The organism is Halalkalibaculum sp. DA384 (assembly GCF_043951955.1).
Taxonomy (GTDB): Bacteria; Bacteroidota; Rhodothermia; order Balneolales; family Balneolaceae; genus JAMQKA01.
The window spans coordinates 83884-100953 of sequence record NZ_JBINJE010000003.1 but is presented as its reverse complement, the minus strand read 5'-3'; the positions used below and the strand labels follow the sequence as shown (position 1 = coordinate 100953).

Annotated in this window: 17 protein-coding genes; 7 read left to right on the top strand and 10 right to left on the bottom strand. The window is 48.3% G+C overall.

Annotated elements, in window-relative coordinates; translation table 11 throughout:
* The first annotated feature begins 247 nt into the window (after positions 1-247).
* The 5 genes from ACG2E4_RS02845 (at position 248) to ACG2E4_RS02825 (ending at position 5545) form a co-directional block, all read left to right on the top strand.
* Positions 248-910, top strand: coding sequence for a hypothetical protein (locus tag ACG2E4_RS02845; protein ID WP_395275653.1), 663 nt, complete (start codon positions 248-250; stop codon positions 908-910).
* The gene (locus tag ACG2E4_RS02840) at positions 880-1713 is read left to right on the top strand and encodes a hypothetical protein (protein ID WP_395275652.1); all 834 of its coding nucleotides are present in this window, start codon (positions 880-882) and stop codon (positions 1711-1713) included. The genes ACG2E4_RS02845 and ACG2E4_RS02840 overlap by 31 nt, the downstream gene beginning before the upstream one ends.
* 176 nt (positions 1714-1889) lie before the next feature.
* Entirely contained in the window at positions 1890-2417 is a 528-nt protein-coding gene (locus tag ACG2E4_RS02835; protein ID WP_395275651.1) for a hypothetical protein, read from the top strand.
* Between the two features lie 422 nt (positions 2418-2839).
* Entirely contained in the window at positions 2840-3922 is a 1083-nt protein-coding gene (pelA, locus tag ACG2E4_RS02830) for a pectate lyase (RefSeq protein ID WP_395275650.1), read from the top strand.
* A 153-nt stretch (positions 3923-4075) separates the two neighbouring features.
* Positions 4076-5545 (top strand): hypothetical protein, encoded by a 1470-nt coding sequence (locus tag ACG2E4_RS02825; protein ID WP_395275649.1) that lies wholly within the window; start codon positions 4076-4078, stop codon positions 5543-5545.
* 44 nt (positions 5546-5589) lie between these two features.
* On the opposite strand, the gene ACG2E4_RS02820 is transcribed toward ACG2E4_RS02825, so the two are convergent.
* The 3 genes from ACG2E4_RS02820 to ACG2E4_RS02810 form a co-directional block, all read right to left on the bottom strand.
* A complete protein-coding gene (locus ACG2E4_RS02820; RefSeq protein WP_395257180.1) occupies positions 5590-5934 on the bottom strand; it encodes a hypothetical protein in 345 nt (114 codons plus the stop codon).
* Between the two features lie 220 nt (positions 5935-6154).
* Positions 6155-6874, bottom strand: a complete 720-nt coding sequence (locus ACG2E4_RS02815) for a LytR/AlgR family response regulator transcription factor (protein WP_395275648.1) — start codon at positions 6872-6874, stop codon at positions 6155-6157.
* Positions 6861-7901 carry a sensor histidine kinase gene (locus ACG2E4_RS02810; protein ID WP_395275647.1) on the bottom strand — a complete coding sequence of 347 codons (1041 nt, stop codon included), beginning with the start codon at positions 7899-7901 and terminating at the stop codon, positions 6861-6863. The genes ACG2E4_RS02815 and ACG2E4_RS02810 overlap by 14 nt, the downstream gene beginning before the upstream one ends.
* A gap of 256 nt (positions 7902-8157) precedes the next feature.
* Here ACG2E4_RS02810 and ACG2E4_RS02805 point away from each other — a divergent pair, with 256 nt between their 5' ends.
* A complete protein-coding gene (locus ACG2E4_RS02805) occupies positions 8158-9441 on the top strand; it encodes a hypothetical protein (protein ID WP_395275646.1) in 1284 nt (427 codons plus the stop codon).
* Positions 9442-9528: 87 nt separating this feature from the next.
* Here ACG2E4_RS02805 and ACG2E4_RS02800 read toward each other — a convergent pair whose 3' ends face one another.
* The 6 genes from ACG2E4_RS02800 to ACG2E4_RS02775 form a co-directional block, all read right to left on the bottom strand.
* A complete protein-coding gene (locus ACG2E4_RS02800; protein ID WP_395257176.1) occupies positions 9529-10533 on the bottom strand; it encodes an isocitrate/isopropylmalate dehydrogenase family protein in 1005 nt (334 codons plus the stop codon).
* A 243-nt stretch (positions 10534-10776) separates the two neighbouring features.
* Positions 10777-11766: a zinc-dependent alcohol dehydrogenase family protein gene (locus ACG2E4_RS02795; protein ID WP_395275645.1), complete on the bottom strand. Its 990-nt coding sequence runs from the start codon at positions 11764-11766 to the stop codon at positions 10777-10779.
* A gap of 222 nt (positions 11767-11988) precedes the next feature.
* Positions 11989-12420: a DoxX family protein gene (locus tag ACG2E4_RS02790; protein WP_395257172.1), complete on the bottom strand. Its 432-nt coding sequence runs from the start codon at positions 12418-12420 to the stop codon at positions 11989-11991.
* Between the two features lie 21 nt (positions 12421-12441).
* Positions 12442-13593, bottom strand: coding sequence for a PQQ-dependent sugar dehydrogenase (locus ACG2E4_RS02785; RefSeq protein WP_395275644.1), 1152 nt, complete (start codon positions 13591-13593; stop codon positions 12442-12444).
* Between the two features lie 223 nt (positions 13594-13816).
* The gene (locus tag ACG2E4_RS02780) at positions 13817-14743 is read right to left on the bottom strand and encodes a cobalamin-binding protein (protein ID WP_395275643.1); all 927 of its coding nucleotides are present in this window, start codon (positions 14741-14743) and stop codon (positions 13817-13819) included.
* A gap of 319 nt (positions 14744-15062) precedes the next feature.
* On the bottom strand, positions 15063-15683 hold the full coding sequence (locus tag ACG2E4_RS02775; protein WP_395275642.1) for a YceI family protein: 621 nt from the start codon (positions 15681-15683) through the stop codon (positions 15063-15065).
* A gap of 248 nt (positions 15684-15931) precedes the next feature.
* On the opposite strand from ACG2E4_RS02775, the gene ACG2E4_RS02770 reads away from it, so the two are divergent.
* Entirely contained in the window at positions 15932-16381 is a 450-nt protein-coding gene (locus ACG2E4_RS02770) for a DUF4168 domain-containing protein (RefSeq protein ID WP_395275641.1), read from the top strand.
* A gap of 83 nt (positions 16382-16464) precedes the next feature.
* On the opposite strand, the gene ACG2E4_RS02765 is transcribed toward ACG2E4_RS02770, so the two are convergent.
* A complete protein-coding gene (locus ACG2E4_RS02765; RefSeq protein WP_395257162.1) occupies positions 16465-17067 on the bottom strand; it encodes a DNA-3-methyladenine glycosylase in 603 nt (200 codons plus the stop codon).
* Positions 17068-17070 lie beyond the last annotated feature (3 nt).

Here is a 17070-nt window from a genome sequence, read left to right as displayed (position 1 = left end):
ACCCCGGATAATTCAGAGTAAATTCTTATGAAAGGAGCCCGATAATAACGCTCGAAATCCTAGATGGGTACGTTAAAGCTATTTTCGGGACAACACGGGCTCCTATTAAATTACGCAGCCTTTGTCCCGTCACCCAAATATGAGCTATGGATTACATCATTTATCCATCAAATGGTCGACGTTCGATAGTTCATTTTCTTACGAATAATCCGGGTAAACACAACAACTGTTATCAGAACAGAACAATATGAGAATACTATTTATAAAAAAAGTAGTTAAAAATATATTTGCCGGAAGCATAGTTGCTTTATCTATCCTCTTTATTACCTCCGGCTGTGAGATGGACAAAGAATCACATACACAGGAACGGAAAACAAAGGTGACTATCGTCGGAGAGCAGTTTTACATTAACGGTTCCCCGACTTACGAAGGGCGCACTTGGACGCCTTCTGATGGCAAGGAGGTTTTGATCGAGGGACTTCTAATGAATGCCCGTCTGGTGCAAGGAATATTTGACGACCTGAATACAAAAACTCGGGGACAATGGGCCTACCCCGATACGCGGCGATGGGATCCTGACCGCAATACAAGGGAGTTTAACGATGCCATGGCTACTTGGCGTGAGCACGGTCTGCTCGGTATTGCTCTTAACCTCCAGGGCGGTTGCCCGTACGGTTATTGCAGCGAACAGCGCTGGGACAACTCCGCATTTGCACCGGACGGTTCTTTGAGATCAGACTACATGAATCGGCTCGAGCGTGTACTAAACAGGGCTGATGAGCTGGGAATGGTCGTTATCCTCGGTTATTTCTACTTTGGACAGGACAGAAACTTTGAGAACGAGGAGGCGGTGATACAGGCGGTCGACAATGCGACTGAATGGCTGCTGGAAAAAAATACACGAACGTAATTATTGAAATCAACAATGAGTGCAACGTGGCATATTCCGAAACTCCTATTCTCAAGTGTGATCGCGTACACGAATTGATCGAAAGAGCCGGTAATATTGAAAGGGATGGCCGATCTCTTTATGTCAGTACATCACTTGGAGGAGGCGGAGTACCACCGGCGAACATCGTTGACGCATCTGACTATGTTTTACTCCACGGAAACGGTGTTGAGAATCCTTCTCGGATAACTGAAATGATTCGCCAAGTCCGGGCGATGGATGTTTATACGCCTATGCCGATCGTGAGCAATGAAGACGACCAACCTTGGCGTGTTGAAGAACAGGGATGGGGAGATGAAGGAAATAACTTTGTTGTTAGTGCCCGGAACTATACCTCATGGGGATATTTCGATTTTCGGTTACCGGAAGAAAATGAAGATTACAATTTAGGCTATCAAAGTGTGCCGGTAAACTGGCACATTTCATCCGATCGCAAACGAGCTTTTTTTGACAAGCTGGCAGAAATCACCGGAAAACCCGGAACACCGGAACTGCGGATGGAGTGGCCGGGCCAGATTGGAGCAGTTACGGTGCATGTTGAGAAAGGACGCTCCAACGCTGTCATCAAATCCATAGACTTAATGATAGACAATGAAATTGTGGCTACAGCCAGCCAGGAACCGTATGAGTTCCATATCGAACAGATTCCCGAAGATGAACACTGGGTACGGGCACGGGCCTCATATCAGAATAATGGCGGGGAAATAGCGATTGAATCCCCTTATTACAGGAATCCATGGTGGCCATATGGAGGGAGGTATTGATTTACGGGGGCGGTTCATCGTTACCGTTGGTATAGTGGACGAAAAACTAATTATGATAATTTTAACCCGTGAAGGCAGAATTATTATTCTGAATTTACATTTTAACCCCATTCATTATGATGTCAAGTTGTGTTCAATGCAATAGTAAAAAGGAAAGGTTCCCTGTAGCAGGCGTTATGTGCACATTTTTGCTTATAATGTACCTGTTGGTTGGCTGTGGAAGAAGCGAGAAGCAGGAATCGTCTGCAACAATAGAAGTATCACAAACCGATACCCTTGTGGCTGTTCAGGATTTCGAACGGTTGGAAGTGGAGGGATATGTCCCGGCATATCGGGATGAATCCAGAGGGGTAATTGCGGTAAATTCGATTGAATATCCCAATGAATTTGGGGCCGTTGAGACGATTTGGAGAGGAGAATCGGGGGTTTACAATGTTACTATTGAAACAATGCCTGAAGAAGACGGAGAGTCTACCTATCGACTCTTTATCAATAGTGAGTTTAAAGCAGAGTTTGTAAATCCGGAGACAGACCAACCGTTTGGAAATGCAAGCCACACATGGGACAAAATCGAAATTAATTCGGGAGATACGCTCCGCATAGCATCCAATACGCATTCCAACGGACTTATACCTGAAGGTGATGGATTTGCCTGGGCGCGGGGCAGATGGAGTAAACTTATCTTTGAGCCCATCACTAAGTGAGGATGTTAGAATCAAATTATAAATGATCCCAAATTAAGAAATTTCCCATAATATCATCCTCTCTGTTTTTGAGTAGACAGAGGGGATTTTTTAACTATCTGTTTTGGACTGTTTTTATATTAGTCACTCCAGGTTATTGCACACCGGCCGAGTAAAGGTTTCTGTGGTTTTATCGCCCGTTCATAGTGCCTTATCGACCGTTGGTCGAATATTTTTTGAGAGGTCTTCATTCATCAGTTGCTTATAGCTTCAATAGAACATTAAGACGATATGGGAAATGGAGTATTATGAATAACAAGCAACCGGTAAGATCGGGCTTTGATTCTCAACATGATGGTATCCATCCAAATCATGAATTGGAAAAGATGAAAATGGCTATGAATAGCAAATTAAGTTTGCGGTGCATACCCCTGTTTTTGGTTATGTTTTTTATCTCATGTGGCGAGTCGGGGCAATCAGGAGATCCGGCTGCAGTGGATTCCATTGACTGGGATGACGCACTTGAGCAGGAAGCGGAATGGTACCAGGGCCCTGAAGCTGTTCGCATAGCAGACAATGTGTTGCTCTACCAGCACGAGAGTGGCGGGTGGCCGAAGAATATCGACATGTCGCAGGTACTCGGCGAGGCGGATAAAGACAGCATCCGCAACGAACAGTCCGCGGGAGGAACCACGCTCAGCAACATTACCATAGACAACGGTGCGACCTATACGCAAATGCGCTATTTGGCCCGGGTGCATAATGCGACCGGCCACGACCGCTTCAAAGAGGGGTTTCTGAAAGGCGTAGACTACTTGGTGGAGGCCCAGTACGATAGCGGCGGCTGGCCACAGTACTATCCCATCCGGGAAGGATATTATGAAATGATTACCTTCAACGACGGGGCGATGATCGGCGCGATGCGCATGCTGCGTGATGTAGCGGAAGGGGAGGATCCCTATACATTCGTTGATTCATCCAGGCGTCAGCGCGCTTCCGAAGCGGTCAACAAGGGGATAGAAGCCATCCTGGACATGCAGATCATACAGGATGGGCAGCGAACCGCCTGGTGCGCACAGCACGATCCGGAAACGCTTGAGCCGGCGTGGGCCCGTTCCTACGAGCCGCCGTCTCTTGCCGGTGCCGCGAGTGCAGGTATCGTACGTTTTTTGATGGCAGTCGAAGAACCCACCCCGGAGATCACCGCCGCTGTTGAAGGTGCCGTTGAATGGTACAGGGACACCGCGATCCACGGCTATCGATACGAGGAGTTTACTGATGAAAAAGGACGGGAAGACAAGCGGCTCGTGGAGGATCCCGAGGCGGGACCATTGTGGGCACGTTTTTACGAGATTGAAACCAATCGTCCCATCTTTATGAACCGTGATTCAGATATTTTCTATGAGTACTCCAAGGTTCCGCAGGAACGGCGCGCCGGTTACGATTGGTACGGCGACTGGGCCGGGGAACTGCTGGCCGAGGAGTATCCAGCGTGGAGGGCCAAACACAACCTATCGATGGAATGATCGATTTATGAATCTCAAAACCATTTATCGCAAATGTATTACAGGGCTCTTGTCATGCTTCAACTTTTGTCGAAACAGAGAGGACTGATTGCAGCTTTGATCTTAAGTTTTGTGATACATTGAATTTAAAGTTTCAATAAAAATACGAACACTATGCTTTTTAATAGATTAAGCCAGTTTCTGTTACTAATTTTATTTTTCCTGCTGCCTGAAGGGACTGCGCCTGTGGGTAATTTGGCCGGTGAGCCGGGGAATAAAACAACAGGTGCGATTCAGGCACCTTCTCCCATCCAACCCTATGATGAAAACCCGTGGTATTGGGAGTATGAGGGCGAGCCGATCCTGCTGCGCGGGGGCAGCGATGACGACAACCTGTTTCAGTGGACCGGCGACAAGCTGACCGATCATCTCGATCTTCTCGCGTCGGTGGGCGGAAATTATGTGCGCAATACCATGTCCAATCGCGATGAGGATAATGTTTCTGCCTTTCCGCGGAATAGTGATGGTTTTTATAATCTGGATCAGTGGAACGAGGAGTACTGGGACCGACTGACATTTTTTCTAAACGAGACGGCTAAACGGGGAATCATCGTACAGCTTACATTGTGGGATGTATTTGATCTGGGTGGACCGAACGATCCGTGGACCGGGAAAAATAATGTGAATTATTCCAATGAGGTTATTGGCGATGATGATGATTTCCATAACACGGTGGAAACGAATAATACCGAGGTATTAGCTTATCAAAAAAAATATATTGATAAGCTGCTTTCCATCGCCCTGAGCTATGATCATATTTTGTATAATATAAATAATGAAAGCAGTGAGGGACCGATATGGGAGAACTACTGGGCCCGGTACATTAATCAGGCAGCCAACGATATGGGTCGGGAAGCGTACGTAACCACCATGCAGTTTGATCCCAGCAACTCCGTACGGGCTGCCATGACGTACCATGATACCTACAGCTATGTTGAAATATCCCAGAATAACCAGGACTCAAGAGGGGCAAGGGGACAGGGGCACTGGGATAATATTATGGACTGGAGGAAGAAACTGGCCTCCGATCCCATGCCGATGAACAACGAAAAAGTGTACGGCGGGGCAGATGGAGTAAACTATTCCGCGGGCACGGAAACCGAGGCAATCAACCGGTTTTGGCGTAACATTTTTGCCGGCACCGCATCCAGTCGCTTCCACCGTCCCGCCCTGCCGCGCGTGTGGGGTTCCGGGCTGAACGAGCGCGTTCAGACTAATCTTAAGGCCCTGGATATGCTGCTGGAGGAGTTTGATATCTTTTCCGCCTCTCCGCATAATGACCTGTTGCGACATCGCGTGGCCGCGGCCCGTAGTGCGGTTGAAGCCTACGTTACGGCTGATATTGGAAATGAGTATGCCGTTTATTTCCCAAGAGGCCGTTTCATGATCGATCTTGATCCGTGGGAATATGTCGAACAGGTCAGGGTTCGATGGCTGAACATTGAAGAGTTGTCCTGGTCGGAACCGGAGGAAGTAGAGGTCAAGTGGGAAGGAGACCGGTCCAACTGGGGAGACCGCGGAACGATAACCCTAAAGACGCCGGGCAACGAGGCGTATGTGGCCTTAGTTGAGGTAATTAAATAACTGGTGACCCTCTTTCATAAACTTTCGGGTGTTCCTATACTCTTTCAGTAAGAATTGCCTTTTACAATCTCTCTGCAAACATTTATCGCACCTGTCCGGCCGGAATACTTCCACTTGGATTGTGAGATAATATTCACTTCCATTTGATTGGAGCGGGTTGCATTGGTAGAATAATGCAGGGTCCCTTGACCGCCGAAGCTGATTCCATCCAGATGCCGAATTGTCCAGTTGTGTTGAAAATACTCGGGGGTAACGACAACATAGTAAAGATCGTGGTATTCAACGACCATCGTATGTTTGTTATTCCCTTGGCATCTATGCTCGACCTTGTATTCTTGTGCTTGCAGGATGGATGGCAGTAGGATTAATAAAGTTAGCAACCATTTCATATTTATAACGCGTTTATATTGACGCTTGTCTGCAAAGGAATATACGCCTAAAAAATGGATGTTTGTGAGATAATACAGGAACAAAAAATGATATCATATTTCAGGTTCCTGTTCCGCTGTGCTGATACTCCTGCTTGCTAAAGCATTGGATTAGGAAGGTTACACTTTAATAGACTCACTGGCATTCAAAGCATTTTTTAAAAAGGCATCATTTGCAACTTCAGTTACAATCTTCAATTTTTTCAATAAAATCATCCTTGTAGCTTCGGCCGATGGGAATGACATCCTCTCCCAGGTACACGCGGTTGCCCACTATGCGTGTAATCTGTGCTATGTTAAGGATGTACGATTTATGTACTCTCACAAAGTTGCGCTCAGGTAGAATTTCTTCCCAGTATTTTAGAGACTGGCGGAACATGAGTTTCCGTTCATCCATAAACAGTCGTATGTAATCACGGTCTGATTCAATATACCTGATTGCCTGATAATCAATTTTATAAATGACGTTATCCGCCTTTTCAAAAGTAAACGAGTGAGCTTCAGCAGCCACTTGAGTGACTTCTTCCGGTTTTTCGCCCTGTTGCGTTCCTGTTTTAAGAGACGAAACCGCCTTCAGGAACCGCTCAAACGAGATGGGTTTCAGCAGGTAATCTGCTACGTTTAATTCAAAACCTTCCAGGGCATATTCGGAGTATGCAGTGGTGATAATCACTTCGGGAGGATCATTGAGCGATTTCAAAAAATTTAGACCCGAGATCTTGGGGAGATTGATATCCAAAAAAATAAGGTCAACAGATTTTGATTGCAGCATCTCCATTGCATCCAGCGGATTTGCATGAACGGAAATCAGTTCAAGGTATGGGACGTCTCCGATATAATTTTTCAGTACGCCCTGGGCTGGTTTTTCATCCTCAAGTATGAGACACTTAATCTTTTCCATGATCCAATTTAATTCGCATGTGAACGATAAACAGCTCACCATCCTTGTTTATTTGCAGTGAGTGCTGATCCGGATACAATAGTGCAAGTCGCTTCTTGACATTGGGCAGCCCGATCCCCGACTCTCCTTCCAGGTTCTCCTGGTCGATGTCCGACCAGTTATTGACAGCAGTGAAATTCAGCCAATCACCCTCTACACCGATATTGATGATGATCAGGATATCGTCTGTCTTCGTCTGGTGGCTGTGTTTAAAACTGTTTTCAATGAATGAGATCAGCAGCAGCGGGGCAATACGCTTTCCATCAATCCGTCCATCCACATTGAATATAACCCGTCCCTGGCCCTCATGTCGAATCTTTTCCAGCTCGATGAAATTCTCAATGTACTCAATCTCCTTTTCGAGGGGTACAAATTTTTCATTGGCCTCGTACAGCATATAGCGCATTACATCGGAGAGTTTGAGCACCATTTCCGGCACCTTCTCAGATTTTTCCATTGTGTAGTAGTAGATGCTGTTCAGATGGTTGAACAGCACATGAGGGTTGATCTGGGATTTCAGGAATTTCAGTTCACTTTCAACGCGCTCTTTTTCCAGTGCATTCATTCGTTGTTTCTGGGTTTGGTAATCCCACAACAGTTTAAAGCTCCCGAAAAAGATGGTCAGAATACCCATCTGGAAAAATGAATTGCGCACGCCCGACCATCCCCAACTCAGATCGTCATCTCCCTGAAATAGGAATTCCATCATTGTATCATCTACAAAACTAAATAACAAAAGTGTAGCCAAAATGAGCCCCAGGTACAGGTAGGCACGGCCTTGAGACAGGAAGCGCGGGATGAGTAAAAAATTATTGATGCCCACGAGCAACATATAGTAGCAGACCATAGCCACCTCGCTAACATCCAGGTCGAGGTCATTGTCACTCATATCAAGCTCGATCGGGGCTATCAGGTAGAGCAGCCACAAGAAGATGAAAATACTGATTTCGCTAAAAAAGATATCTTTTAGCCGCTTTTTGATCTGCATAGTGTGTCGTTGATTTTCCGGTCTCACATAGGAGAGTAAATAATACTTTAATTTGATGTAAATAGATAAAAGAAAGGATGAACGACAACTCTCCTGGTATGAACGGAATAGACCTATCTACGAACGTTCTTTTTGATCAAATCAGCTTTTTATAGTGCCCCTTCACTCGTTGGTCGAATATTTTCAGATATCTCGTTATTCGTCATTTAATTATGGCTTCAAAAGAGATACGACTATCTAAGGACGGGTAATATAAATGAAAAGCATAATTATGAATGACGAGCTGCTGCATAAGGTAACTTTGTTAACTGGTATCGTGGTATTTTTTACCTGTATTGACCAATTGGCAGCGCAAGACCGTGTTTCTGAGATGGAATATGATATGCTGAATGTTTACCTGGATTGCTCGGGATGCTATGAAGACTACCTGCGATCTGAAATTAAGTTCATCAATTTTGTGAGGAATCCCAGTGATGCTGATATTCATCTTTTAATCACAGATGTCGGTACTGCGAGTGGTGGCGAGGAGTATACACTCAAATTTATTGGGAAGAACAAGTTACAAACCGAAACTGATACTCTTTTGTATGCCTCGGCCAAATCAGACACTGACGACGAGGAACGGGCCGGACTGCTTCGTCACATCAAACTGGGGCTGTTACCCTACCTGAAAAGTACCTCGCTGTTCAATCACTTCGATCTCAGTTTTAGCCTGCCGGATATGGAGTCTCCACAAAAAGATCGTGATGGATGGAATAACTGGGTTTTTGAAACAGATGTTGAATTTGATTATGACGGGGAAGAGCGCGAGAAATCTTATGAAATTGAGTGGGACTTTGATGCAACACATGTAACCCCGGAGTGGAAAATAGATCTACAGCTGGATTATGATATTGAGAAAGAGAAATTTATTTTTGACGACAAGAAAGATATTATCAGTACCTCGATCAGCAAGTCATTTACGGGATTTGCCGCAAAAAGCCTTGGTGAACACTGGTCAGCCGGCCTGACCTCACGGCTGGCTTCTTCATCCTACAATAATGTTCATCTTGAAGCCGGAGCAAGCCCCACACTGGAGTATAATATTTTTCCGTACAGGGAATACAATCGGCGTGAGCTGCGCATCCAATACAGGATCACCCCTTCCCTCCAGGAGTATCGTGACACTACAATATTTAATAAAACAAAGGAGCGGCTCCTGGAGCAGGAACTTGAAGCCATATTGGAAATCACTGAGACATGGGGACAGGTTGATGCTTCACTCCAGGGTAGCCATTACATGCATGACGTTACCAAAAATCGCCTGGAATTTGACACTTCGGTCGAATTTCGGGTGTACCGGGGTCTATCAGTAGATCTTGGATTTGAGTACTCTCTTATTAACGATCAGCTATCTCTCTCCAAACAGGATTTGACGGAAGAAGAAATTATCTTGCGCCAGAGAGCGCTGGCAACCGACTATTCAATGAGCGCAACAATCGGGGTGAGCTATACCTTTGGTTCGATCTACAATAATATCGTAAATCCGCGGATGGACTAGATGACAAGTAAGTGAGTCTCTTGCAGATATTTGGAAATGCATTTCAATAGAATTTTTGATATCTGTTTTTGACTGTTTTATAAAAAGTTACTCCAGGTTATTACAAACCGATCGTGTAAACGTTTCGGTGGTTCCCAGTCCGCCGATATCCGGGGTGCAGACCTTTTCGTATTTCAGGGTTTCGTACACTGCCTGGCGTATGCGTTCGGCCATTTCGGTCTCTTCCAGGTGATCTAGCATCATCAGGGCTCCAAACAGGAAGGCGATGGGATTGGCCTTGCCTTCGCCCGCAATATCGGGCGCCGAGCCGTGGACAGCCTCAAAAATGGCGGCATCATCCCCGATGTTGGCGGCCCCGGTAACGCCAAGTCCTCCCACAAGTCCGGAGGCCAGGTCCGAAAGGATGTCTCCAAACAGGTTGGTGGTCACAATAACATCAAAACGGTAGGGACGCATGACCATCTGCATGGCCATGTTGTCAACGATAAGGTCTTCAAATTCAATATCCGGGAATTCCGAGGCAATCTCCTGTCCCACCTCCAGGAAAAGTCCGGTAGTGAGTTTCAGGATGTTGGCCTTGTGAACCAGGGTCACCTTTTTCCGGTTGTTGCGCTCGGCATATGTAAAAGCGGCCCGGATGATTTTTTCACTGGCTTCCCGGGTAACGACCGCGATACTCTCTGCATGTCCCTGCTCGGGTCCCACCCAATGCTCCTTGCCGATGTATAATCCCTGCGTATTCTCCCGGAATATCACCATGTCAACATCCTTGAAAGATGTCTTGATATACGGCAGCGTTTTGGCCGGCCGGATATTGCTGTACAGCTTAAATTTTTGACGAAGTGCAACATTGACTGACCTGAAGCCGGAACCGACCGGGGTAGTGAGCGGACCTTTTAGCGCAATCCGGTATTTATCCAGCGCTTCAAGCGTCTCGTCGGGAAGAGGATCGCCAAGCTCGTTATAGGCTTTAAGCCCGGCGTCACACCGGATCCAGTTGATTTCGGCACCGGCTTTTTTCAATATCGTGGTCACGGAATCAGTTATTTCGGGGCCGATACCGTCTCCCGGAATCAGTACAATATCATACATAGATAAAGAGCATTTTCGATTCAGATGGTAATGGGTCTTGCTAACCGCTCGGATAGTGCGGCAAATTTACAAAGAATCATGGTTAATATCACAACAGGTGAAAGGTCACAGGACAGACCATATGGAGCAAGATGACATTTAATTCAGCCTTAACCAATTTTAAAACAAAATAACCACGACAGCAGCTGTTGATCGCCGGTTGTTTTTATGTGAGCTCCCGTGCTTAGGTCTTCACCTGCGAGCTTAAGAACCTGTTGTTAAAACCGCGGAACCTTCGAAATTTCCTTCCCGCAGGTCATTAAGGGCCCGGTTCGCCTCTTCCAGTGGGTAGGTTTTCACGTTGCTTTTGACCGGAATACGGGGAGCCAGCTCCAGGAACTCCCGGCCATCCCGGCGCGTGAGGTTGGCGACTGATTCAATGCTTCGCTCCTCCCACAAAATATGGTAGGGGAATGAGGGAATATCACTCATGTGGATGCCGGCACAGACCACGGTTCCTCCCTTTTTCAACGCCTTGAGGGCTTGTGGAACCAGCGGCCCCACCGGTGCAAAAATGATGGCGGCATCCAGCTTTTCGGGGGGATATTCATCAGAGCCGCCCGACCAGACAGCCCCTTTCTGCCGGGCAAACTGCTGCCCTTGTGTATCGCCCGGGCGTGTAAAGGCGTAGACCACCTTTTGTTGATAGTTTGCCACCTGGGTGAGGATGTGGGCCGATGAGCCGAATCCGTAAAACCCGAGCTTTTGTGCATTTCCGGTCTTGCGAAGCGAGCGGTACCCGATCAGCCCGGCACACAGCAGGGGGGCGGCTTGCTCATCGGGGTAATCTGCGGGAATCGGAAAGCAAAAGCGGGCATCAGCAACTGTATACTCAGCAAAACCGCCATTTAGGTCGTACCCGGTAAACAATGCCTGGTCACAAAGATTTTCCTGGTCTTGCCGGCAAAATTCACACTGCCCGCATGTGTTGCCCAGCCAGGGCACTCCCACTTTTTCACCCGGCGAAAATCCCGAGACTTTCGTCCCCACCTCTTCGACGATACCGACAATCTGGTGCCCGGGAACAAGGGGCAGGTTGGGCTCATCAAGATCGCCGTCCAGGATGTGCAGATCGGTTCGGCAGACCCCGCAGGCACGTACGTTGATCAGCAGCTGATTTTCTCCCGGCTCCGGTTGGGGCAACTCTTGCAGTTCCAGGGGTTTGCCCGCCTTGTTGAACACCATTGCACGCATACGTCTTATCCTTCCTTGATTCAAATAATGTTGAACTGCTCAGTGATCACTCCATTGCAAAAACAAGTTAATGCACGGGGTGGTTCACTCTAAACCGGCCCGGCTTCGACCCATACAAGGTTGACTAAGGTGATAAAACCTGAATATTTCTGGATGATGAGCATACCCGGAAAGTCAATTTGCCTGTCACCGCTTCCGATGCTTCAGTTTAGCAAGGTATTGTTAAAACAGCCTCCGCCGCTTGTTGAGCCGGTTTTCCAGGCTGTACTTGCCCGGGCCGATAAAAATCATGCTGAAGAAAACAATCGCCATTTTCATGGGATGGGCGATCTCCGGGTATCCCGCGCCCTCCCCGATTTTGGAGGCCATGGCCACCAGCATCGTAAGGGTTAGCATGACCAGGATGGGGCGATAAAAAAGGCCGAGCATTAGGAATATGCCTCCAAACAGTTCGGTGATTCCCGCAATGAAACCAAAGAACATCGGCGCCGCATCGATTCCAAGGTATTGCATGGCCGTACCGTAAGCCGTCCATGCTTCCGGTCCCCCGAATACCTTGGGAAGTCCATGAAAGATAAAAGCGATGCCCAGGCCGATTCTGAGCAGAAGCAGACCTACATTGCGATATTTACCTGATCGTCGGGATCTCATCATAAGCGTGTATGAAAAAGTGAGTTATTGATTGCTGTTATAGGTTAAGCGATAGATGGTGCCGCTTCGATCATCAGAAATGAGCATGGAACCGTCCTCAAGCTGGAGCAGGGCCACCGGGCGTCCCCAGACCGATCCATCCTCCCGCAGCCATCCTTCGATAAAGGGCTCGTAGGATACCGGTTGGCGATTTTCCAGCCGGACAAGTGTAACTCGGTAGCCAATTTTTTCGCTTCGGTTCCAGCTGCCGTGTTCGGCTATAAAAATCTGGTTTTGGTACTCCGCCGGAAACATGGAACCGGTGTAGAAGGTAACGCCGAGCGGAGCAACATGGGGACCCAGCAGCTGGGCCGGGGTTGTAAAATCGGTATCCATGGACTTCCCTTTTTCGCCAAATTCGGGGTCCCATACTTCGTTGCCGTGCAGGTAGGGGTAGCCAAAATGCTGCCCCTGCTCCGTCAAACGGTTGAGTTCGCACGGCGGGAGATCGTCTCCCATCCAGTCGCGGTTGTTATCCGTAAACCAGAGGTTGCCGGTTTCGGGATGCCAGGTGAATCCCACCGTGTTGCGGACTCCGCGGGCAACAATTTCGCGGCCTGTGCCGTCGGGATTAATCCGGGTAATGGTGGCAAAAATCTCGTCTTCCGACTCGCAGATATTACAGGGAGCGCCCACCGGAACATACAGCTTGCCATCGGGACCAAAGTCGATATATTTCCAACCGTGGTGCTCCTCGGTGGGATAATCGTCGGTAATGACAACCGGATCGGGAGGGTTTTCCAAGTGGTCCTCAATATCGTCGTAGCGGAGAATCCGGCTGACTTCCGCCACGTACAGATCCCCATCCCGAAAAGCGACCCCGTTGGGCATCTCCAATCCTTCGGCAATCGTAATGACGCGGTCGGCCTGAAAGTCGCCATCTTCATCCAGTACGGCGTACACCTTGCCCGCCTGGCGGGTTCCCACAAAAAGAACTCCGGAGGGACTTCGAGTCATCGATCGGGCGTTGGGAACTTCCGAAGAGTAGATGGAAACCTGGAATCCCTCGGGCATCACAAGCTCGTCCAGGGTCGGTTCGATATCCCCTGAAAATGTGCCGCAGGAAACCAGGATAGAGACAGACAAAAACAGAAATAGTACCCGGCTGCTCCCGGTGTTAGTCAACTTGCTTTTCATTAAAATACCTGTTTGCTCGTGGTAACGGTATCACTCCTGACCGTAATGTACTGTTTGCAGGCTTTTAAATAAAATATCCCCCATATTATTTTTTGGAAACATATTTGAAAGGTTTTTGAAAAACCAGGAGCTTTGCAAAGCCCCTCTTGAAGGTTCCGCCGGGATGGATGTGGTCAACCTCAGTTCGATTGCGAGGCGGCGTCTTTATATTGGATTGTTCCGGCTATTTTCCTGCCTTTGCAGTAAATTTGATCCAGCCCGATTTGTGATGGCCTGGATCAAAGATGCCGGGATGAAAGATTTCAGCGAGTATCTCGGCAGAATCTGTGAGCCGGGGACCCGGCCGGTGAAAATAGTGGTGTCCCTCCGCCAGGAACACGCGGTTCTGCTGAACAGCCTTGAGCCGGCTCCACCCGGGGTGTGATGTCAAAGTGATCATTTCGCCGGCCGTTTTGTTGAGCGAATACCCGCAGGGAGAGACAAGCAGAATGTCGGGATCCTGCTCTTCCAGCTGTGACCAGTCTATCCAGGGAGAAGGTTCACCGGCAGTCCCGAGCAGGGAAGTGCCGCCGGCTATGCGGACCAGTTCCGGGAACCAGTTGCCCGATGCCATAAGGGGATCGATCCATTCTATGGATACAACTTCAGGAGAGGGCAGCTGCCCGGTCCTGGACTGAATTTCATTGAAACGGGTGATCATGGATTTGATGAGCGCCGTTCCCTTTTCTGGCACCCCGAGGGCTTCACCGATCTGGTTAATTGCTAAAAAGACCTCATCCAGATCGGTGGGCGAAACAGACAGGATTTCGACGCTGCTGCTCAGCTGTTCCTGTACGGCTTGCCGTACTTCAGCATAGGAGGCCGCGCACACCTCGCAATGATCCTGGGTGAGAATAATGTCGGGTTCCAGCGAGGCGAGCAGCGAAGCGTCTACGCGGTAGATCGAAAGTCCTTCCCGGATCAGCGTTGTTATCCGTTGATCAACCTGGCGGCTGGTGCCTTCAGCCTGATATTTCGGTTCGGTGCAGGCTGGAAGAGCTCGAACGGAGGCTGGGAAATCACACTCATGGGAGCGTCCCACGAGTTGGGATTCCAGTCCCAAAGCGCAAACAATTTCGGTGGTGCCTGGCAGCAGCGATACAATGCGCATATATTGATGTTGGGTTGCAATTTGCACGCAAGATTGGAATCCTCATGCAACAAATCCAGCTTGTTTTTGGAAGGAGATATAAAAAAAGATGGTCCGCCGCTAGCCCGGATTTCTCACCAAGAAATTTGTTTTTCAGCAAGGCGATTTGTCCTACAACGCAGCTGAAAGGCCAATATCACAGCCTGTTACAGACTGTAATGATAATTTGGCAGCAATAAATGTCATAAGTTGTTGTCATCCATAAAGTTACTGGATTTTATCCAAAATACTCGTGAGAAATCCGGGCTAGACGGACCATCCTGGCGTGGGATCAATAAAATCAGCTGGAGGAGCTGTTCAGCTCAAGCGTACCGGTAATATCGACTTCACCGCCAACTACTGCTGTCGCAACCCAGTCGCCGGTTCCCACGTCGTAGTCGTTCCGGTTAATGGAGTGGGTAAATTTAATATCCGCCAGCTGCGTATTTTCCTGCATCGGATGGTCCCGAATGCCCAGCAGTGTGAATGGTAATTCAATTTCCCGGCTCACATCCTTGATGGTGAGGGTACCTATTGCGGCAAATTCGTTTTGCCCGCTTTTCTTTACTATTTCGTTACTGGAAAACGTGATGGTGGGATATTCCGCGGCGTTAAAGAAATCGCCGGACTGCAGGTGCCCGTCCCGCTTCTGGTTGTCCGTGTCGATGCTGCTTACCTGGATCTCTACATCCACACTGCTTTCCCCGAGATTATCGGGATCAAAGTTGATGTCGGAATTGTAATCGGTAAATTGTCCGGAAACCGGGGTAAAGAAGTGGGTGACTTCAAACGAAATTTTGCTGTGTGCCTTGTCAATTTCCCACGCTGTGGCAGCCATGTTCCTGATGGGGGTAAATGCCCCGCTGAATAATATAAAGAGAAGGGCGAGAAAACTACTCGTAACGGATTTTAATGAGATCATAAATGATTTGGTAGTGAAGTTATGGTTAGTGTCGCTTTAAATCGCTCCCCCCTTAATGCATTACTAGGAAAAAGTTTCCTTTAATGTTAAATTAATTTTTAAAATTAAGCTGCCGCTCTCAGGGAGAACCCAACGCCATGTTTTAGATCGGGGAAAATAATGGTTACATTAAGGTCATATTTTCAATTAAAACCCGTGGAATCTATAGTTATATGAAATTTTTCAGAACCTCTCTCTCTCTTTGTTTAATGTTATTTATTGCTGCCTCTGTAGCGTATGCGCAAGGCGGTCAGCAGCAGATGCAACCTCCCCAACCAGCGGCGCCTGAAGATGTCTCTGATGAAGAGTTGCAAAAATTTTCAAATATTACCGACTCTGCGCAGTCCATCCAGCAGGAAGTACAGTCTGAAGTCCAAACCCTGGTAGAGGATGAGGGGATGGAATTTGCCCGCTTCCAGAAAATAATGATGAGTCAGCGAAATCCGCAGTCGTCGGTACAGCCCAGCCAGGAAGAGCAGGAAAAAATCAAGACAATTCAGCCGGAGCTGATGAAAATCAATAAGCAGGCCCAGCAGCAATTTGTACAGCTGATACAGGATGAAGGACTGACGCCGCAACGTTTCCAGCAGATAATGAGAGGTGTTCAGACCAACCAGGAATTAAAGCAGCGGCTCCAGTCTGTGCAAGGCGAGAGCTAGTAGATACCACCTTTTGTATTTATTGTCAGAGTCCATCCATAGCGGGTGGGCTCTTTTTTTTGAAGGGGTTGTTGAGAAAGTATTCAGCTTACCCACGCATGTTTCTCAACATAGAAGCGCCAGTTTCGCCCGGCGTGTTCCCCGGCATACTCTACCCCGATGCGCGGCGAGCTGGTAATGGATCTCTCAGAGATCAGCGACCCGCGATCCTCAATCCATATCTGCTCTCCCCGAAGGTCGTACCCGTAATGGTCGGTGGTGATACCGAGGGCCTGGGTCAGCCGTCCCGGTCCGGCGGCAACGGCGGGCGTCAGGGTGTCGGCCCCTCGGCGTTCGAGGATGGTATCAATACCTTCTACAGGTTCCACGGCCCGAATCAGTACGGCATCGGCGTGATCCTCTTCATTGGTTACTACGTTGAACAGGTGGTGAATACCATAGCAGAGATAGACATACGCCACCCCGCCGCGATGGTACATCACTTCCGTTCGTTTTGTCCGGGTGCCGTTGTTGGCATGGCAGGCCTTGTCGTTGTTGCCGGAATAGGCCTCTGTTTCCACGATCAGGCCCGCCGTCAGGGGCTGGTTGTGCAGGCGGGTGCAAAGCACCTTTCCCACCAGGTTGCGGGCAACCTGTGTCACATCGGGATCAAGGTAGAAGTCTTCAGTGAGCCTGGCAGCGGACATGGT